This is a genomic window from Novosphingobium mississippiense (assembly GCF_044029535.1).
GTDB lineage: Bacteria > Pseudomonadota > Alphaproteobacteria > Sphingomonadales > Sphingomonadaceae > Novosphingobium.
The window spans coordinates 3092969-3114507 of sequence record NZ_CP147001.1 but is presented as its reverse complement, the minus strand read 5'-3'; the positions used below and the strand labels follow the sequence as shown (position 1 = coordinate 3114507).

The 21539-nt window shown below is 66.1% G+C and carries 9 protein-coding genes; 8 read left to right on the top strand and 1 reads right to left on the bottom strand.

From position 1 onward, the window contains the following. Window positions 1-451 precede the first annotated feature (451 nt). The 4 genes from WBP06_RS14690 to WBP06_RS14675 are packed head-to-tail and all read left to right on the top strand — an operon-like array spanning window position 452 to window position 15972. Entirely contained in the window at window positions 452-11119 is a 10668-nt protein-coding gene (locus tag WBP06_RS14690; RefSeq protein ID WP_395329242.1) for an Ig-like domain-containing protein, read from the top strand. Between the two features lie 40 nt (window positions 11120-11159). After that, the gene (locus WBP06_RS14685; protein ID WP_395329239.1) at window positions 11160-12626 is read left to right on the top strand and encodes a TolC family protein; all 1467 of its coding nucleotides are present in this window, start codon (window positions 11160-11162) and stop codon (window positions 12624-12626) included. Beyond that, a complete protein-coding gene (locus WBP06_RS14680) occupies window positions 12623-14767 on the top strand; it encodes a type I secretion system permease/ATPase (RefSeq protein ID WP_395329236.1) in 2145 nt (714 codons plus the stop codon). The genes WBP06_RS14685 and WBP06_RS14680 overlap by 4 nt, the downstream gene beginning before the upstream one ends. Continuing rightward, window positions 14764-15972: an HlyD family type I secretion periplasmic adaptor subunit gene (locus WBP06_RS14675; RefSeq protein WP_395329234.1), complete on the top strand. Its 1209-nt coding sequence runs from the start codon at window positions 14764-14766 to the stop codon at window positions 15970-15972. The genes WBP06_RS14680 and WBP06_RS14675 overlap by 4 nt, the downstream gene beginning before the upstream one ends. A gap of 93 nt (window positions 15973-16065) precedes the next feature. Here the strand turns inward: WBP06_RS14675 and WBP06_RS14670 are convergent, their stop codons facing one another. Beyond that, a complete protein-coding gene (locus WBP06_RS14670; RefSeq protein WP_395329232.1) occupies window positions 16066-16380 on the bottom strand; it encodes a hypothetical protein in 315 nt (104 codons plus the stop codon). Between the two features lie 384 nt (window positions 16381-16764). On the opposite strand from WBP06_RS14670, the gene WBP06_RS14665 reads away from it, so the two are divergent. The 4 genes from WBP06_RS14665 to rlxS all read left to right on the top strand — a co-directional run bounded on the left by WBP06_RS14665 (window position 16765) and on the right by rlxS (window position 21499). Next, a complete protein-coding gene (locus tag WBP06_RS14665; protein ID WP_395329229.1) occupies window positions 16765-17679 on the top strand; it encodes an ArdC family protein in 915 nt (304 codons plus the stop codon). A 71-nt stretch (window positions 17680-17750) separates the two neighbouring features. Beyond that, the gene (locus WBP06_RS14660) at window positions 17751-17996 is read left to right on the top strand and encodes an RNA polymerase sigma factor (protein WP_395329226.1); all 246 of its coding nucleotides are present in this window, start codon (window positions 17751-17753) and stop codon (window positions 17994-17996) included. Window positions 17997-18053: 57 nt separating this feature from the next. Beyond that, complete coding sequence (locus WBP06_RS14655) at window positions 18054-18962, top strand: HEPN domain-containing protein (protein ID WP_395329223.1); 909 nt, start codon at window positions 18054-18056, stop codon at window positions 18960-18962. A gap of 524 nt (window positions 18963-19486) precedes the next feature. Beyond that, a complete protein-coding gene (gene rlxS, locus WBP06_RS14650; protein WP_395329220.1) occupies window positions 19487-21499 on the top strand; it encodes a relaxase/mobilization nuclease RlxS in 2013 nt (670 codons plus the stop codon). Window positions 21500-21539: the final 40 nt, after the last annotated feature.

Here is a 21539-nt window from a genome sequence, read left to right as displayed (position 1 = left end):
CGGGTCCATAGAAGTTCGATCCGGATACGATGGAATTTGTGCGCCGCAATGCATGAAAACGTGCGTCACGCGGGGTAGGCGGATCAAAGCGGCGGACCAAGGAGGCGGCTCAAGGGACGGCTGCGGGCCGGCGCGGATTCCGGGCAAGCCGCGAAGTTCGGCCTGGGTTCGGTCCGATTTGGAGCGGATAGCGCTGTTCGTTGCCCCTCTGCGAATCTATCTCTTCGAATAATAAGCCTAATTGTCCGTAGGGGGGAGATAGGAACCCGCCGTTCGCACAATCGCCGTCCAGAGTGTCGGCAATGCAGCATGTCCATGTTCCCCCGATCGGCTGTTGCGGCGATTGCCGGCCTCCGGTGTTTTCAGGTTCGATATCCCTTTTCCATGAGCCGGCCGCACGTGATCGCGGGCCGGTGCCTGCCGGCGACGGCACTCAGTGGGAGACCATGCGATGGATACGCGCGTCGACGTCACCAACCGCACCACCAAGGCGGTAAGCACCACGGTCACCCACGGCGGCAAGAACGCGCTGCCGGTCCAGCCCGGATCCGCCGTCAAGGTCTATGCATCGCCGAAGGCGGTCACCGCGATGACGCGGGAGGGCGATGACCTGATCATCAGCTTCGACGATGGATCCTCCATCCGGCTGGACGGCTATTTCGCCTGTCCGCCGGAAGATATCGGGCAACTGACGTTCGCGGATCCCACCGGTGCGGGACAATGGCTGGCCCATCTGGGCGATGCGGCCTGCTTTACGCCCACCGATACCACCAGCGAGGCATTGAACTACAGCCTTTCGCCGCTGGATGCCTCCGTCGCTGCCGCCAGCACCACCGCAGCCGAAGCGGCAGGCGGCGGCATCAGCCCGGCCCTGATCGGGTTGGGCGTGGCCGGTCTGGCCGGCGGCGTTGCCCTGGCCGCCGGCGGCGGCGGAGGTGGCGGCAAAAACGGGGGCGGCAACAATGGGGGCGGCAGCAGCACGCCGCCCGATACCACGCCGCCGGCTGCGCCGGTGGTCGATCCCAGCAATGGCGGCACGCTGCACGGCACTGCCGAACCCGGCTCCACCGTGCGGATCGACGTCAATGGCGACGGCACGGTGGAAGCCACGGTCACTGCCGGTACGGACGGGCAATGGAGCTATACTCCGGGAACACCCCTGGCGGACGGCACCACCGTGCGGGTCACCGCCGTCGATGCGGCCGGGAACGTCAGCAATCCCACCTCGATCACTGTCGATCGCGCGCCTCCTTCCGTTCCCGCCGTCGGCCAGGTGACGGACGATGTGGGCGCGGTGCAGGGCACGGTCGCCAATGGCGGGGCGACGGACGATACCCGGCCCACCTTGAGCGGCACGACCGAGGCGGGGGCCACCGTCTCGATCTATGACGGCGGCGTGCTGGTCGGCACGGTCAAGGCGGGAAGCGACGGCAGCTGGAGCTTCACACCGGCCACGGCCCTGCCCGATGGCTCACACAGTTTCACGGTGACTGCCGCCGATGCCCTGGGCAATGTCAGCGCGGCGTCGGCGCCCTATGTGGTGGTCGTGGATACCGTTGCGCCTGCGGCACCGGTGCTGAACCCCACCGACGGCACGACCCTGAGCGGAACAGCGGAGCCCGGCGCCACCATCAAGGTCGATACCAACGGGGACGGCACGGCCGATGTTTCCACCGTTGCCGATGGGCAAGGCAACTGGAGCGTCACGCTGAATCCACCGCTGGCGGACGGCGCGCCCGTTCACGCCGTGGCGGTGGACGCCGCGGGCAATACATCGCCCGACGGCACGGTGACGGTGGATCATGGCGTCGATTCGACGCCTCCTTCAGTGCCCACGCCGGGCTCTGTCGATGACAATGTCGGCTCGATCCAGGGCGACATATCCAGCGGGGCGACGACCGACGACACTACGCCCACCATCGATGGCAGCGGCATGGAGCCGGGCGCCACCATCACCGTCTACGACAATGGGCAACCGATCGGGACCGCCACCGTCGGCGGCGACGGTCACTGGGTCTTCACGCCCACCACTCCGCTGGGAGAGGGCGAGCACGCGCTGACCTTCACCGCTACCGACGGTGCGGGCAATACCAGCGCCAGTTCGGCACCCTTCCTGATCACGGTGGACACCACGCCCCCCGCCGCGCCCGCCGTGGCGCCCACCAGCGGCGCCGGGTTGACCGGCATGGCCGAGCCCGGGGCGCTGATCAGCATCGATATCAATGGCGACGGCACGGTGGACGGCACCGCCCGCGCCGGTGAAAGCGGCAACTGGAGCTATGTGCCGTCCACGCTGATTCCGGACGGGACGCCGATCGTGGTGACTGCCACCGACGCCGCCGGCAATACCTCTGCGCCCACCACGGTGGTGGTCGACGGCGATCTGGTCGTGGCGCCGATCGTCACTGCGGTGATCGACGATCTTCCCGGCGTGACGGGCACGATCGCCAGCGGCGGCATCAGCAACGATCCCACGCCGGTGATCGCCGGCACCGCCGAAGCGGGCTCCACCGTGCGCATCTATGACAATGGCGCGCTGCTGGGCACGGTCATCGCCGATGGTTCGGGGGCCTGGCACTTCACTGCCCCGACGCTTGCCGAAGGGCAGCACAGCTTTTCGGTGACGTCCACGATGGAAGGCGGCGTGCCGCGCGGCCCTTCGTCCGGCTATGCGGTGGCGATCGACCTGACCGCCCCGGCCGCGCCCACGCTCAATGCGTCCGACGGCACCACCCTTTCCGGCACGGCGGAAGCAGGGGCGGCGATCTCCGTCGACATCAATGGCGATGACAGCCCGGACGCGACCACGGTTGCCAATGCCGAAGGGCGCTGGAGCGTCACGTTCGCGCCCGCACTGGCCGATGGCACGCACGTGAGTGTGACCGCCACCGATGCGGCGGGCAATACCTCCCCCGCCGCCAGCGAAACGGTGGACGGCACGATCGATTCCACACCGCCCCCGGTGCCCAGCATTCTCGCTGCCGAGGATGCGGTTGGCACCATCCAGGGTGCGCTCGCCAGCGGCGCCACCACCGACGATCCGGCCCCGGTATTGAGCGGAACGGCCGAAGCCGGCGTGACCGTATCGGTCTACGACGGCGGCGTTCTGCTGGGCAGCACCCAGGCGGACGGTTCCGGCCACTGGAGCATCCCTCTTTCCCTGAGCGAAGGCCCGCACAGCCTTTCCGCCACCACAACCGACACCGTGGGCAACGAAAGCCTGCCCTCTGCCGCCTTCGCGCTGACGGTGGACACGATTGCTCCGCCCGTGCCGACCCTGAACCCCACCAACGGCACCGTGCTGACCGGCACGGCCGAGGCGGGGGCGACCGTGATTCTGGACCTCAACGGCGACGGCACGCCCGATGCGCAAGTTCAGGCCGGTCCGACCGGTGTCTGGAGCTTCACCCCGGCAACGGCGCTGCCCGATGGCAGCGTGGTGATCGCCACCGCCGCCGACGCGGCCGGCAATACGTCCCTGCCCGCGTCGACCGTGGTTGACGGCGTGGCCCCGATCGTTCCCGTCATCGTCTATGCGCAGGACGATGTCGGTGCTTCGCAAGGCGTGATCACCAGCGGCACGATTACCGACGATGGCCAGCCCGCGCTGACCGGCGTTGCCGAGAACGGGGCCACTGTCCGGATCTATGACGGCGGCGTGCTGATCGGCACGACGGTGGCCGATGGCGGCGGGATCTGGCACTTCACGCCGGCAACGCCGCTGGGGACGGGAAGCCACGTGTTCACGGCCACCGCGGCCGATGCTGCGGGCAATGTCAGCCTGACTTCCACCGCCTTCACCCTGACGATCGATACCGTTGCGCCGGTCGCACCAAGGATCGTTTCGGTGACCGACGATGTCGGCACCGTTCAAGGCCCGGTGGTGGCCGGCGGGGTCACCGACGATACCCACCCCTTGCTGGCCGGAACCGCCGAGCCGAACACGCTGGTGACGATCTACGACAACGGCGCTTTGCTGGGAACGGCCCCGGTCGATGGCGCGGGCGCCTGGAACTTCACGCCGGCCTCGGCACTATCGCCGGGCAGCCATAACTTCGTGGTGACCGCCACCGATGCGGCCGGCAATGTCAGCGCCGATTCCACGGGTTGGACCGTCACGGTCGACACCAGCATTCCCGCCGCGCCCGCGATCGTCGGCGCGCTGGACGACGTGGGATCGATCCGCGGCCCGGTGGCCAATGGCGGCGTGACCGACGATACCCAGCCGACTTTGGCGGGAACGGCGCTCGCCAATGCGGACGTCTCGATCCTGCGCAATGGCGTCCCGGTCGATACGGTTCACGCCGATGCACTGGGCAACTGGGCCTACACGCCCGGCGTGGGGCTGGTGGACGGCACTTATGTATTCACGGCGCAGACGGTCAACGCCGCCGGAACGGGAAGCGCCGCTTCGGCGGGTTTCACGATCTCGGTGGATACCAGTGCCCCGGCCATCCCGTCGATCACCGGCGCGATGGACGATGCCGGGACGGTGATCGGCCCGCTGGCCAGCGGTGCGATCACCGACGACATCCTGCCCATGCTTTCGGGCACGGCGGTGGCGGGATCCACGGTGACCGTCCTGGACAACGGCAGCGAAATCGGCCGCGTGGTGGCGAGCGGTGGCGGTGGCTGGACCTTCACGCCGACAACGGCACTGGCTGCAGGGGCGCACAGCTTCACTGCCACCGCCACCGATGCCGCCGGCAATACCAGCGGGCCTTCGGTGGCCTTCACATTGGGCATCGATCTGACGCCGCCGCCGCCGCCCACGATCGATCCCAGCAACGGGGCGATCCTGACCGGCACGGCGGAAGCCAATGCCACGATCCTGATCGATTTCGACGACGACGGCATCATCAATGCCACGACCACGGCGGACGGAGCGGGGCAGTGGAGCTACACGCCCGGCACACCGCTGCCGAATGGCGACACGGTCACGGTCGCCGCGCGCGATCCGGTGGGCAACACTTCCGCCGCCACGCGCCTCACCATCGACCATACCCCGCCGGGTGCACCGACGATCTCCGGCGTGGCGGACGATGTGGGTCCGCAACAGGGGCTGGTCCTCAACGGCGGCAGCACTGACGATACCCTGCCGGTGATCACCGGATCGGCTGAGCCCGGCTCCACGATCACGGTCTATGACAATGGCAGCCTGATCGGGCAGGCCGTGGCGAACGGCAGTGGCGGCTGGATCCTTGCGGTTTCCCCCGCGTTGACGCCCGGCACGCATGTGCTGACCGCTACGGCGACCGATCCCAGCGGCAATCTGGGCCCGGCCTCGGCCGGCTACACCATCTCGGTGGACATCGGCACGCCGGCGGCGCCGGTCATTGCCTCCGTCACGGATGATACGGGCGACCGACAGGGCAATGTCGGCCAGGGCACGACCACGGACGATGCCCAGCCGGCGATTGGCGGCACAGCGCCGATCAATGCACATGTCTCGGTCTACGATAACGGCAGCCTGATCGGCACGACGACCGCAGACGGCAGTGGCAACTGGAGCCTGATTCCGTCTGCCCCGCTAACCGGCAGCGGCCATGTCTTCACGGCGATCGCCACGAACGCTGCAGGCAATTCGGGCCCCGTTTCGAACAGCTATGCCGTCACGCTGGATACCAGCGTGGTTGCAACGCCGCAGATCGGTTCGGTTACGGACAACGCGCCGTTGATCGTCGGCCCTGTGGCCAATGGCGGCCTGACCAACGACACCACGCCCACGCTGTCCGGCACGGCACAGCCCGGCGTGCAGATATCGATCTTCAACAATGGCGCGCTGATCGCCACGACTTCGGCCGACGGCAGCGGCGCGTGGAGCTATACCCCCACGCTAGGCGGCGGTGCGCAAAGCATCACGGTGAGCGCGACGAACGCGGCCGGCAACGTCAGCGCGCAATCGCCGGCCTTCACGTTCACCATCGATGCAACGCCGCCGGGCGCCCCGCTGATCAACCCGACCAACGGGGTGACGCTTTCGGGCACGGCGGAGGCCAATGCCACCATCGCCATCGACATCGGCAACAACGGTTCGATCGATGCGCAAGTGCAGGCCAATGCCTCGGGCATCTGGACTTACACTTTTGCGGGCAATCCGGGCGGCGGCACCGCCGTTTCCGCAACGGCGACCGATGCGGCCGGCAACACATCCATTTCCGCCAACGTCACCATCGACACCAGCGCGCCGAACGCGCCGACGCTGACGGGGATCACGGACCACCAGTCGCACGACATCATCGCGATCGGATTGACCAGCGATACGCTGCCGACTCTCACCGGCACGACGGAGGCCTTTGCGAACGTTGCCGTCTACGACAATGGCGTGCCGGTCGGCACTGCAACGGCGGATGCGGGCGGGGCATGGACTTTCACCCCCACCGGCCCGCTGGGATCGGGTGCGCACGCCATCACCCTGACCGCCACCGACCAGGCCGGCAATACCGGCACGGCAAGCGGGCCCGTTGGCTTCACCGTGGACTTTACCGCGCCACCCGCTCCGCTGATCACCGGCGTAGCGGACGACGTGTCGCCGCAGATGGGCAACGTCCCCACCGGCGGGGCGACCAATGACGTTCTGCCGACGATTTCCGGCACGGCGGAGAACGGCGCCACGGTCACGCTTTACATCAACGGTACGGCCTATCCGTCGACGACGGTCGCGGATGGCACCACCGGCCACTGGTCATTCACACCGACCCTGCCCGATGGCACCTACAACTTGCAGACCACCGCGACGGACGCCGCGGGTAACGTCAGCAGCCTTTCGCCGGTCTACACGATCACGGTCGACACGCTGCCTCCGCCGACGCCGACCGTATTGCCGACCGACGGCATCACGCTTTCCGGCACTGGCGAGATCGGCGCGACGATCCTGATCGACGTCAATAACGACGGCTCGGTGAACGCGACCGCGACGGTCGACAGCTTCAACCAGTGGAGCGTCACTTTCAGTCCGGCGTTGGCAGATACCACGGTGATCAGCGTGACGGCGGTGGACGCGGCCGGCAATCTCAGTGGATCGGTGGGCACGGTGGTGGATAGCCTGCTCCATACCACGCCCCCGGCCGTTCCTTCGATTCCGACGATTTTCGACGATGTCGGTACCGCCACGGGGGCGATCACCAGCGGCGGGACAACCGACGACGGGTTGCCGCAAGTTTCCGGCACGGCCGACGTCGGCGCCACCGTCAACATTTACGATAACGGCAACTTCGTCACCTCTACGTCCGTGGATGCACAGGGTCACTGGACCGTGCAGATTCCGCTGGGCGACGGCCCGCACAGCATCACCGCGACCGCCAGCAACAGCGGGCTGGAAAGCCTGAACAGCGCGCCGGTCGCCTTCACCGTCGATACCATTCCGCCCGGCATGCCGGTGGTCAACGCCACCAACGGATCGACCGTAACCGGCACGGCGGAGGCGGGTGCCCAGGTCCATCTCGATTTCAACAGCGGCGGCACTTCCCATGTCGATGTCGTTGCCGACGGATCGGGCCACTGGTCCTACACGCCCGCCACACCGCTTTCGGACGGCACCGTCATCCTGGCGACGGCGGAGGACGCGGCCGGCAACCTGTCTTCGGTGGGCACGGCGATCGTCGATCGGGCGGGGCCGTCAACCCCCTCGATCGCCAGCATCGCCGACGACGTCGGAACGATCCTGACGCCGGTTCCCAACGGTGGCGCGACCGACGATACCACCCCCACGCTTTCGGGAACGACCGAGGCGGGGGCCACCGTCACCGTCTATGACGGGGCCACGCTGCTGGGGGCGACCACGGCCGATGGCCTTGGCGCGTGGACATTCACGCCCTCGGTCGCGCTGGGTGAGGGCGGCCACAGCTTCACCATCACCGCGACCGATACGCTGGGCAATGTCAGCGCCCCTTCAGCGGCCTATGCCGTGACGATCGACATCACCGCACCGGCGGCCCCGGTGATTGTGAACGCTCTGGACAATGTCGGCGCGATCCAGGTGCCGGTCCTTGCCGGGGGGGTGACGGACGATACCACGCCCAAGCTGACCGGCACGGCAGTCGGCAGTGCCAGCGTCCGGATTTACGAAGGGGCCAACCTGTTGGGTACCGTCCCGGCAGATGGGGCCGGCGCGTGGAGCTTCACGCCTTCCGGCCCGCTGGGTGCGGGGCTGCACACGTTCACGGCGGTTGGCGTAGACGCTGTGGGCAATGCCAGCGGTGCGTCCGCAAGCTTTTCGCTGACGGTCGACATCACGCCGCCCGCCCTGCCGGTGCTGCTTTCGGTCACCGACGATGTCGGCACGATCCAGGGCCTGCTTTCCAGCGGCGCGGTGACCGACGATACGCGGCCGACGCTGGCCGGCACTGCCGATGCGGGATCGACCGTATCGGTCTATGACGGCGCGACGCTGCTGGGCAGCGTGACGGCCGATGGCCTCGGCGCGTGGAACTTCACGCCGCCCGGCGCGCTGGCAACGGGGCTGCATTCGCTCACCGTGGTCGCCAGCGATCCGGCCGGCAATCCCAGCACGGCCACGGCGGCCTTCCTGCTTACCGTGGATACCGGCGCGCCGGGGGCGGCGGTGATCGTTTCCGCCACCGACGATGTGGGGATCACGCAAGGCAGCGTGGCAACGGGGGGGCGCACCGACGATGCCACGCCGTTGCTGGCGGGCACGGCGGAGGCCAATTCCACCGTCTATGTCTATGACAATGGTGCCCTGCTGGGAACGGCCGCAGCCAATGGCCTTGGGGCGTGGAGCTTCACGCCGCCCACCCAGCTTACCGATGGATCGCACAGCCTGACGGCGATCGCGAGGGACGCGGCGGGCAATGTCGGCGCCACATCCGCACCCTATGTGGTGATCGTGGACACCACCGCCCCGGCAGCCCCCGCCATCGTTACGGTGACGGACGATGTCGGCATCCGGGTCGGTGCGCTGACCAACGGCGCCAGTACCGACGACACCCTGCCGACGCTTTCCGGCACGGCGGAAGCCAATGCCACGATCTCGATCTACGACAATGGCGCGTCGATCGGATCGACCACCGCCAATGCCCTTGGCGCCTGGACCTTCACGCCGACGATCGCCCTGACCACGGGCGATCACAGCCTGACCGTGCGGGCCACCGATACGGTGGGCAACCAGGGGCCGGCATCCTCTCCCTTCGTCGTTCGCGTCGATACCACCGCGCCAGGGGCGCCGTCGATCGTCAGCGTGACGGACGATGTCGGCACCGTGCAGGGGCCGGTGACCAACGGCGGGTTCACCAACGATACCTTACCGTTGGTGCAGGGCACGGCGGAAATCGGCGCCACGGTGACGATCTATGCCAACGGCGTCTCGATCGGCACAGCCCTGGCCGACCCGAGCGGCAACTGGAGCTTCACCCCGCCCGTCGCGCTGATCGAGGGGACCTACCTGCTGACGGCACGCGCCACCGACGCGGCCGGCAACCAGGGCGTCGCGTCCACCGGCTTTACCATCATCGTGGACACCACGCCGCCCACGGTTCCGGTGATCGTCAGCATCGCGGACGATGTGGCGCCGATCATCGGCACCGTGGCCAACGGCGGAATAAGCAACGATGCCTCTCCATCGCTGAGCGGGACCGCCACGGCCAATACGGCGATCATCGTCTACGATGGCGCCACGGTGCTGGGTACCACCACGTCCAATGCCCTGGGCGCCTGGACTTTCACGCCATCCACCCTGCTGACGGACGGCGTGCACAATTTCACGGCGGTCGCAGTGGACAGCGCCGGCAATGCCAGCGCGGCGTCCAATGCCTATGCGATGACGCTGGACCGCGTTCCCCCCACCGCGACCATCGCCGTCACCACTCTGTCGGTCGATACCGGCACGGTGGGGGACTGGAGCACGCAGGACAACAGCCCGACGATCAGTGGCACGCTCAGCGCCGGGCTGGGCGTGGGAGAGCAAGTGCAGGTCCAGATCGATGGTGGCGCATGGATCAATGCCACGGCGGCGGGCACCAGCTGGTTCTATGGCCCCGGCACGCTGGCGATCGGTTCGCACACCGTGGGCGCGCGCATCGTCGATGCCGCGGGCAACCTTGGCAACGGCACTTCGCAGACTTTCACGATCACGCCGGTAACCGCGCAGGCGCCGATAGTGCAGGCCAGCGGCACCGCGCTGCTGGGGCTGGTCGGCGTGGAGGCGCTGGGCCTGCTGGACCTCAGTTCGCAATCGCTGACGGCGATGGACGTCAACAACAACCTCAAGAGCGTGCAGGTCAGCTATGCGCCGCTGCTGTCGGTGAACCTGGGCGCGTTTACGCTGACCGCCTCGACGGCGCTGGCGGCGGAACTTGGGCTGCAGATATCGGTCAGCAATTCGTCGGGCGTGCTTGGCCTCCTCGCGCCCAGTTCCACGCTGACGATCACCGCCGTCGGCGGCGGTGCGATGGACAACCTTTCGGTGAACGAGCTGCTGGCCTCGGTCCATTTCCAGCAGGACGTCACGCTGCTGGGCCTCAACGTGCTGACGGCCATGTCGATCTCGGCCACGGACATGACCAACCTGTCCAGTTCCTCCGCCGTGGGTTCGCTGCTCGATCTCAGCCTGCTCAATTCGGGCGGTTCGGCAAACCTGTTCCAGGGCGATTCCGGCGCCAACGTGCTTACCGGCACGGCCGGGAACGACCGGCTCTACGGCTTTGCCGGCAATGACACGCTGAACGGCGGCGACGGCAACGACCTGCTGCGCGGCGGCGCTGGCGCCGATACGCTGAACGGCGGCAATGGCGACGATACGCTGATCTACGATCCGAACGATACCTCGATCGACGGCGGTGCCGGCACCGATACTTTGGTGATCACCAGCGGCACCGGGCCGGTGTTGAATCTCAACAACGTCACCAACATCCACAATATCGAGCGGATCGACCTCGGCACCGGCGATGCCGGCCGCCAGATCACCCTGACCGAAGCCGGCGTGCTGCGCGCGACCGACAGCAACCACACGCTGACGATCCTGGGCGACGGTAACGATTCGGTGACGATGACCGGCGCGACGCTGACCGGCCAGACGCTGATCAATGGAGAGGCCTACAACCACTTCCAGTTGGGTGCGACGGACATCTACGTCGAACACGCGGTGATGGTGGTCGTCTAGCGAGCGAAAGAGGTCGTTTTGTCGAAGATGAAGAGGACGCATGACGCTGACGTTCCGCACGATTGCCATGACGGGTGCCCTGATGGGATTGGTGATCGCGGCGGGACGGGCGGGGGGCGAAGCCCCGGGCGAGGACAAGGAACTGCCGCCCTTGTCAGCACGAAACGCGGATGAGGGTGCTTCTCCGGCATCCGATCCGGCAGATACCCCGGCAGATACCCCGGCGGATGACCTCGCCGCCGAGCAGGGGCCAGAGGCGATACCGGCCCAGCTCGACATGGCAACGGCGGTTGCGCTGACGCTGGCGCGTCATCCGGACGTCGCCCGGGCCAATGCCGCGCTGGCGCGCGGACGGGCCGATCTGGGCGCGGCGCGATCGGTCTGGACGCCGCAGGTTTCCTATCAGGCGAACCTGGGCCCGCACATGCTGGCGGGCACCAACAGTTCCGGCCTCAACGAGAACATGGCCGGCCCCAGCGTCTACCTTGAGCAGCAGGTTTGGGATTTCGGCCGTTCCAAGGGGCAGATCGGCGCCGCCCGCTCCACCACCGGCCAGCGCTGGTACGAGCGGGAGGCCACCGCCGATCAACTGGCCGAACAGAGCGCGCTGGCCTTTCTGGAAGTGCGCCGCTTCGAACTGCTGGCGCAGGCTGCGGAAACGCAACTGGGTGATCTGGCCCATCTTCGCGAACTGATCGGCATGCGGGTGAACGCCGGGATTTCGGACAAGTCGGACCTGATGCTGGCCGATGTGCGGGTGGAAAGCGCGCGGGGTGATTCCATTCAGGCGCAAACCTCGGCCGCGATGGCCCGCGCTGCACTGGCCAACCTGATCGGCGGAATGCCGCGGCGGTTGACCGATGCCTCGGCCCTGATTTCCCGCTTCGAACCGGCGGACCAGGAGCCGGATTATGACAAGTTGCCCGCCGTCGCCGCCGCGAAGCAGGCGTCCGATGCCGCCGCCGCCAAGATCGGCGAGGCGAAGGCCGAACGCTATCCCCGGCTTGGCCTGCAACTGGGCTATACCCGCAACAACTATACCTACAACTCGCGGGACAATGCGTTGAGCGCGGCGATGACGGTAACCGGCAATCTCTATCGCCGCAGCGACCACTACCAGATCGAGGCGGCCGAAGAAGACCGCCGCGCGGCGGAGGCCGCCCATGACAGCACGGTGATCGAGGCGCGCGGTCGCGCGCTTTCGGCCCAGCAGGAAATCCGCGCGGGCCATGCCCGGATCGCGGCCTATGCGCTGCAGGAAGAACAGGCGGTGACCGCCAGCCGGATTTTCCTGGAGGAATACAAGCTGGGCAAGCGCACGCTGACCGAACTGCTGAACACTCAGCTGGAAATCTACCGCGCGGCCAGTGCCCGCATCGTGGCGGAGCATGACATCATGGAAGCCCACGTCCGGTTCGAGAACCTCTGCGGCAGCCTGCGGCCGTCGCTCGGCCTGCCGGCCCACCTTAGCGAGGAAGACAACCCCGATGGCGGACAAGTTCAATGACTGACGCCCCCGCAATCGCGAACAAGGCCTGGATCGCCGCCATCGCGGCCCTCGGGCGGATGAAGGGCGTGCCGGTGGCCGAGCCGGAACTGGTCAGCCGCCTCTACTGGAGCGACGGGCAGGGCAGCGAGGCGACGCTGGCCCACGCCGCGCGGCTATCCGGCCTGCACTTCGAAATCCTGCGGACGGGCATCGACGACGTGCCACCGATGCTGCTGCCGGCGATCTTCGAGCTGAACGATAATGGCGCGGCCATCGTCCATGCCCGCCACGCCGGTCATGTCCAGGCCACGTTGCCCGGCATGGGCGGCAATACCCCGGTGGAACTGTCGCTGGAAACCCTGCGCGCGCAGGCAACCGGCCGGGTGGGCTTCGTGGAGCCGCTGTCCACCCGATCGCGCGATGCCCGGCTGGACGAATTCCTGCGCAAGCCCGCAAAGACGTGGCTGCGCGATATCGTGACCGGCGACCGGCGCGGTTATGGCGAAGTGGCGCTGGCCTCCTTCACCGGCAACCTGCTGACTTTCGCCACTTCGCTGTTCGCGATGCAGGTGTGGGATCGGGTGATCCCGGCGCAATCGATCCCCACGCTCTGGGTTCTGGCACTGGGCACGGCCATGGCGCTGGTGCTGGAACTGCTGCTGCGCAGCGCGCGCGTGCAACTGGTGGACCGTATCGGCCGACGGGCGGATCTAGCCATATCGTCCCGCGTCTTCGCCCGCGCGCTGGATTTGCGCGGCGATGCACGCCCGCGCTCCACCGGCGCGCTGATCGCGCAGCTTCGCGATATCGAACAGCTGCGCGAAATGCTCACCTCCACCACGATCTCGGCGCTGATCGACCTGCCGTTCATCGCAATGTTCCTGCTGCTGTTCTCGCTGCTCGCGGGCCAGCTGACTTTCGTGCTGGTGGGGGCGGCGCTGCTGATCGTGCTGCCCGGGCTGCTGCTGCAACGCCCGCTTTCGCGGCTGGCCACTGAGGGCATGCGAGAGGCCGCCCTGCGCAACGCCATCCTGGTCGAATCGATAGAGCGGATAGACGAGATCAAGGCCGCTCAGGCCGAGGCGCGCTTCCAGTCGCTGTGGGAACGGCTGACGTTGACCGGCACCCGCGTGGGCGCGGAACAACGCTTCCTCTCCGCGCTCTTCGTCAACTGGACGCAGACACTGCAGCAACTGGCCTACACGGTGGTAATCGTCGCCGGGTCGTTCCGGGTGATGGACGGCGAGATGACGATGGGCGCGCTGATCGCCTGCTCCATCCTCACCAGCCGCGCGCTGGTGCTGTTCGTGCCGTTCGGGCAGGTTTTCACCCGCTGGCAGAACGCCAGGATCGCGCTGGCCGGGCTGGAGGAACTGTTCACCAAGCCGGTCGATCACGATCCCGAACGCGGGTTGCTGCGTCGCCCCTCCCTGCGCGGGCACTACGAACTGAGCGACGTGACATATGCTTACGATCCGGAGGCGCCCGTCGCGCTGAAGATCGATCGACTGACCATCTCCGCGGGGGAGCGGGTGGCGCTGCTGGGCCGGATCGGCGCGGGCAAGTCCACGCTGTTGCGGCTGCTGTCGGGCCTTGCCCTGCCGACCAGTGGGGAGGCGCTGCTGGATGGCACTGCCATGGCGCAGATCAGCCCGGCCGACATCCGCCGCGATACCTCCTACCTTGGCCAGAGCGCCCAGCTTTTCCTGGGCACCATCCGCGAAAACCTTGCCGTCGGCGCGCCGGGTGTGAGTGACGAGGAAATCCTGCGCACGCTGGCGGTCACCGGCGGCATCGGTCTGGTCCAGAACCAGTCGCAGGGGCTGGACCTGCTGCTTCAGGAAGGCGGGGCGGGGCTATCGGGCGGCCAACGCCAGACCCTGCTGCTGACCCGGGCGCTGCTGCGCAAGAGCAATATCCTGCTGCTGGACGAACCCTCTGCCGCGCTGGATGAGATCAGCGAGCGCAACCTTGTCGCCAACCTCGGCCAATGGCTGCGCGGCCGCACGCTGATCGTCACCACCAACCGGCCCGGACTGCTCGATCTCGTCGATCGCGTGGTGCTGATGGACAATGGCCGGGTGACGCTGGATGGGCCGAAAAGCGCCGTGCTGCCCGTGCTGGCGGGGGGCGCGGCCGGACAGGAGAAGCGCGCATGACTGCGATTTCTGCCAGTGCATCCGCCAGTGCATTCGATGGCCTTGGCGGAGAGGGTGAGGCGCGCTGGCTTCACGCGCTGGAACGCCTGCGGATCATTCCCATCCTCTCGGCCGGCGTTCTGGCCTTCTTCGTCTGGGCCTATTTCGGCGTGCTGGACGAGGTGGCGACCGGCCCCGGCAAGGTGACGCCGCCATCGCGATCGCAAACGATCCAGAGCCTTGAGGGCGGCATCGTCGACGGCATCTACGTCCACGAAGGCGACATCGTGCGCCCCGGCGAAAAGCTGGCCCGGCTGGATCGTGCGCGCTTCAGCTCGATGCTGGGCGAGGCGGAGGCCAAGGCACGCTCGCTGGAAGCGGCCTCGGCCCGGCTGGAGGCGGAAATCAGCGGCGGCCAGCCGCAGTTCCCGCAGGACGTGAAGGAAGTGCCCGGTCTCGTCGGGCGTGAGATGGAACTGATGCGCTCCCGCCGGCGCAATCTGGAAGTGGCGACGGCCAGCCTCAGCCAGTCTCTGGCGCTCACCCGCCGCCAACTGGCGATGACCGAGCCGCTGGTCGACCTCGGCGCCGCCAACCAGGTGGAGATCATCCAGCTTCGCCGGCAGGAGAACGAAATCCAGGCCAAGCTCGATTCCTTGCGCAACCAGTTCGTGATCGATGCCAGCGCAGACTACGCCAAGACCCGCGCCGAACTGGATCAGGTAGTGCAGGTGATCGGCGGCCGCCGCGACCAGTTGGACCGCACGGTGCTCACCTCGCCTGTGCGCGGTATCGTCAAGAACCTGGAGATCACCACGATCGGCGGCGTCGTGCAGCCCGGCGGATCGCTGATGGAGATCGTGCCGCTGGAAAAGCAGCTACTGATCGAGGCGCGCATGTCCCCGCGCGACATTGCCTTCATCCGCCCGGGCCAGACCGCGACCGTGAAGATCACCGCCTACGATTCTTCGATCTATGGCACGCTGGAAGGCACCGTCGATCGCATCTCGCCCGACACTTTGCAGGATGAGGTGCACCGCGATCAGGTCTACTACCGCGTCTACGTGCGCACCGCGAAGTCCAGCCTGACCACGCGCGACGGCCGCAGCCATGCGATCATGCCGGGCATGGTCGCCACGGTGGAAGTCCGCACCGGCCGCAAGACCGTGCTGGAATACCTGATGAAGCCCATCAACAAGGCCCGAGAAGCCATGCGCGAACGCTAGGCGGCGGTTTCGGCGTCTGACTGTGTTGGAAAGTGGTGCGCTTACGTGACTCGAAATTCATGTCTAACCTGTTGTATAAAAATGATTTATATTTCAGGCTAGCCTAGTAAGCCCCCAGATGGGCCCCAAAAAAAATTTCTGTACAAATTGGCAGAAGTTCGAGTCCTGAAGCAGAATTTCATACCTTGTTTTTGCATGCTTCAGGGCATTCGAAGGACCGGCGTGGTGTTGACAACCGTTGCCCCTGGGCCGGGCGACGATGTCCATCGAGATGACGAGTTTTCCGAGACCCACGTCGGACATGCCGATCTTGGTGGCAAGGTCGCGCATGGGTTCGGACCAGGCAAACTTGATGAGGTCTTCGGGCAGAACCTGGATGCCGTTCCATGCAGGATAGTAGCGCGACATGGTCGTCCTTCGTGGGCAGGGGCCTGAACATCTATCCTCTCGATAATGCAGATTGAAGTCCGGCTGTCCCGCGCGCTGCGCGGCCGGGCTCTATCTCGCTGCGCTCAACCGAGCCGTCTCACGGCGTCTCGTCCCTTCGGGTGACGATCCCTGACAGGGGCGGCCCGGTGGGCCGGATGTTGTCGCCGTGCCTGCGGCCCGGCGGCGTATGCCTCGGCTCCAGGGTGACGGGGGGCGTCACGGACCGATAGCCCCGCCATGGCGCGGTGCAACCTGGGCGGGGCCCAGGTCCTCCTCTTCGTTCCGGCCCTTCGGGTGCACCCCGCCATTTTGGCGAGGCTCCTGGTCCGCTCCTGCCGCCCCCCGCCACCCCGGCGCCGGTCCATGGCGGTTGAGGAAAGGAGTAGGGTAATGAGCCAGATTCAGCGTCTTGGCCTGTATGAAGAGGTCACTTCCCGCATCATCGCCGAGCTTGAAGAGGGGCGGCTTCCCTGGGTGCGCCCGTGGGACAGCACGCGGTGTCCCTGCATGATGCCGCGCAATGCCGTGTCCGGGCGGGTCTATTCGGGGATCAATGTCCTGATCCTGTGGTGCGAGGCAGTCGAACGGGAGTTCGCTTCGCAGCGCTGGCTGACTTATCGGCAGGCACAGCAGGTTGGCGGGCATGTCCGGCGCGGTGAGAAGGGGACCGTCATCTGTTACGCCGACCGCTTCACGCCCAAGGATGAGGCCGAGAAGGCAGCGGGCGAGGATCGCGAGGCGCGCACGATTGCCTTTCTCAAGCGCTTTGTCGTCTTCAATCTGGATCAGATCGAGGGGCTGCCCGAGCGGTTTGAAGAGGTCGATACGGTTCCGGATCCAATCATGGCGATTGCCGAGGTCGACCGGCTGATTGCAGCTACAGGCGCGGACTTTCGGATCGGCGGGGACGAGGCCTATTACTCGCCCAAGCACGACTATGTGCAGGTTCCCCCGCAGGCTGCTTTCCATGAACCGGTGAACTGGTTCCGCACCGCACTGCATGAACTGGGGCATTGGAGCGGGCACACCAGCCGTTTGAACCGCGATCATACCGGGCGGTTTGGATCGGCCTCGTACGCCAAGGAAGAGCTGGTTGCGGAGATGACGGCGGCATTTACCTGCGCCTCGCTCGGTATCCATCCGACGGTGCGGCACAGCGACTATATCGGCTCCTGGCTCGAGGCTTTGCGTGCCGATGAGAAGGCCATCTTCCGGGCGGCGAGTGCAGCCAGCAAGGCGGCCGATTTCCTCCTCGCATTCGGGGAAGACGCGGCATGAAGGGCCTTCGCTTTTCGCTGCGGTGGCGCAGGAGCCAAGGCGCTCGTCGCACACCTCCTGCGCAGCCGATCTTGCCGCACACCATCGATCTGGAAGCGTTGGGGGAGCCGCCACCCGGACTGGTGGAGCGGCTGGAAGCGGCCATGGCGGCATTGTCTGCCGTGGATCGTGAAGTGTTCCTTGCCGTGCGTATCGACAACATGAGCTACATGGAAATCGCCCGGCGCACCGGCCGCTCGGTGAAGGATATCGAGAAGCGGATGAGCAGGGCTATCGGCACTATCACCCGAATGCTTGAGGAGAGCGGCGGGGTTTAGCCCCGCCGTCTTTTCCTTGCACCTGCCGCCCCTTATGCCCACAGTCGAGCCAAGCCCATGAAGACCGATCTCGACCATCTCCCCGACCGCAAGCGCCACGATCTCGAACGCGTGGTGCAGATCATCTTTTCGGAATTCGAGGATGCGCGCGCCCTTTCCACGCAGAAGTGGAAGCGGGAAGGGCGGATCGCTCAGGTCATTCTCTATGGCTCTTACGCCCGGGGAAACTGGATCGAGGATCACGAAGGCGGCTACTATTCCGATTACGATATCCTCGTGATCGTCAACGACGAGCGGCTTGCCGATCCAGAGTATTGGCACCGTGCGCAGGACCATCTGATGCGCGAATGGAGCATCGCCAAGCGCATCTCGGCGCCGGTGGGCATGGTGGTCCACAGCATGGCTGATGTGAACAGTCAGCTCTCGCGCAGCCGTCCCTTTTTCATGGATGTCGTGCGCGAAGGCGTGGTCCTCTACTCGCTCGAAGAACAGCACTTCGAGATGCCCAAGCCGCTGGATACGGCGGTGGCCTTCCTGGAGGCCGAGCAGAACTTCAAGCAGTGGTTTGAGAGCGCTAGCGGGTTTCTTCGCGCGGCACATCACATGGTTGCGGACGATCTGAAAAACCATGCTGCATTCATGCTCCATCAGGCCACCGAGCATGCCTATCATACGGTGTTGCTGACGCTGACGCTCTACAGCCCGAAATCGCACAACATCGAGTTTCTGCGGAACAAGAGCGAGGACATCGCCCGCGATCTGATCCCGGTATGGCCGCGAGACACGAAGTTCGCCCGGCGTTGCTTCGAACTGCTCCAGCAGGCTTACGTCAAGGCAAGATACTCGCCTTACTACACGATCCGGGATGTCGAACTTGAGTGGATCGTCCAACGCGTGGAAATGCTCCATGCGCTGACGAAAGAGGTCTGCGAGACCCATCTGAAGAAGAACGGCAGTCGCACCTAGGCGCGCTGGTTCCTTCAAATCGAGCGCCAATTTCAGGGCGCCGCCGTGATCGGTGGCGCCCTTTTCTGTCGAACTTTCGGGACGGAAAACTGGCGTGATCCGATCGGTTGACCACTGGAACGCGAGCGTATCGCCGAGCTTGTTGCGCAGGGTTTGAGGTTGGCGGCGGCACCCGTTGGCGAGACCAAATCGGGGCGCGCCACCACCCGTTCCACCCAGTCGGATCCACCTGCAACCGCCAGCGAACCCACTGCAGAGAAGCGTTGGGCAGGGCGGCGGAAATCATCCCTCGCATGCCGGGGGTAGGTCGGCCCGATGCTCGTCGGAAATAGGGGGGAGCTGCGGATCGGGAAGGGGGAGGGGCGTAGGCAAGTTAAAAGCCGTTGTCTCGCACGCGATCCAACTCATTGTCTGCACATCGTTTTTTGCGAGATTCCGGGTGTGGAGTAACTGAACCTTGCCTCCACCGATGGAGGTTTGGCCTCGGAAATGGCGGAATTCCAAGGGTTTGTGCTTGAACGGTGATGGAGGCCCTTGAAGCCACGCGCGCGCAATCCCTCATCGAGGTCTTTGCCGGTGAGGTACGCGCGATGGATGACGACTTCCAGGTTTGGCTCGGTCACGTCGGCAAGGAACGGCCCCTCCGTCATGACTTGCGGCGCGCAGTCAATCAGGCCGGAGGCGCGCGGCGACCTTCGGGTGGCGGGAAGCGGCGTTTCACCGGCAGTCGGACTGGCCGTGGCGGATCCACCGGAAAGATGCTGGGAAGCGGCGATCGTTTTGGCGGACCGCGCTCGCGCCGGGTCATCGTCAAGACCCGCTATGTGAAGCTGGCCGGAAAGGGTGCCAAGGCTGCCGCCGCGCACCTGCGTTATCTTCGGCGTGATGGCACCACCCGCGAGGGCGAGCGCGGCACGCTCTACGGTCCGGAAATCGATGCTGCGGATGGCAAGGCCTTTCTCGAGCGCGGTGCTGGCGATCGCCATCAGTTCCGCTTCATCGTCTCGCCCGAGGACGGCCAGCATTACGAGGACCTGAAACACCTTACGCGCCGGCTGATGCAGCGGGTCGAAAAAGATCTCGATACCCGCCTCGAATGGGTGGCAGTCGATCACTACAACACCGGCCATCCCCACACCCACATCGTCGTGCGCGGCGTCGACGAGCGCGGCAAGGACCTGGTCATCGCCCGCGACTATATCAGCAGCGGTATTGCCGCCCGTGCTTCGGAGATCGTCAGCCTTGATCTCGGCCCGCGCACCGAGCTCGAAATCCAGGAAGCGCGGCGCTCCGAGATTACCGCCGAACGCTTCACCCGCCTCGATCGAACTTTGCTCACCTCGCTCGATGAGCAAGGACTGGCACCCGCCTGGCATCGTGATCCTGTCGAGCAGGGCCTGCGCGCGGCGCGGCTGGGCACCCTCGCTCGCATGGGGCTCGCTATCGAAGAGGAGAAGGGGCGCTACCGCCTCGATCCCGATATCGAGAGTACCCTGCGGACGATGGGAAAGCGCGGAGACATCATTGCCACCATGCATGAACGCCTGAAAGCACGTCCGGAACTGGCGCCCCACGACTACGCCATCTTCGAGCCCGGCACGGACCGCGCCATCGTCGGGCGCATCGAGGCTCGTGGGCTCTCCGACGAGCATCGGGATCGCCATTACATGATCGTCGAGGCCACCGACGGCCGCACCCATTACGTCGACCTTGGACACGAACTGGCGGACGGCGCCATGCAGGGGCGGTTGGTCAGGATCGAGCAGACGCGCTTCGGCACTCGTATTGCAGATCGCAAAGTCGCCGAAATCGCCGCTGCCAATGGCGGGGCCTACAGCGTCGCGAAGCATCTTGCTCATGACCGTACGGCCACCCACGATTATGCCCAGGCCCATGTGCGGCGTCTTGAAGCCATTCGGCGAGCACAGGGCGGGGTGGAGCGCCATCTCGACGGCACCTGGACAATCCCGGCAGATCATCTCGAGCGGGTCGAGCAGTACGAACAGCGCTTGGCGCAAAACCGTCCGGTCACAGTGGAAGTTCTTGCCGAACGGCCTCTGGAGCAGTTGGTTCAGCATGATGGGCCGACTTGGCTCGACCGGCAATGCGTTGCGAAAGATCCCGAGCAGCTTCAAGGCCGAATGGGGGGCGAGGTGCGCGGTGCGCTCCAACAGCGCCGACAATGGCTGATCGAGCAGGATCTCGCCGAGCAGGACGGCAACACGGTTCGCTTCAAGGCGAATCTCCTTGCCAACCTTCAGCAACGTGAGCTTCGCCGCGTGGCTGGTCAGCTCTCGGAGGAACTGGGCATTCCCTTCGCGGAAAACCGGCATGCCCATATCGAAGGCACTTATCGCCGGGCCGTGGAGGTCGGCGGCGAGAAGTTTGCCCTGATCGAGAAGTCGCGGGAATTTACGCTGGTGCCTTGGCGCCGCGAGTTGGAGAGGCACCTGAACCAGCAGGTGTCGGGGATCATGAGGGAAGCGGGAATCAGCTGGCGGCGCGGGCTCGATCGCGGTGGGCCCGAAATCTCATGATGGTCACGAGATGCAGCGCAAAGGTGCTTCGGTGCATCTG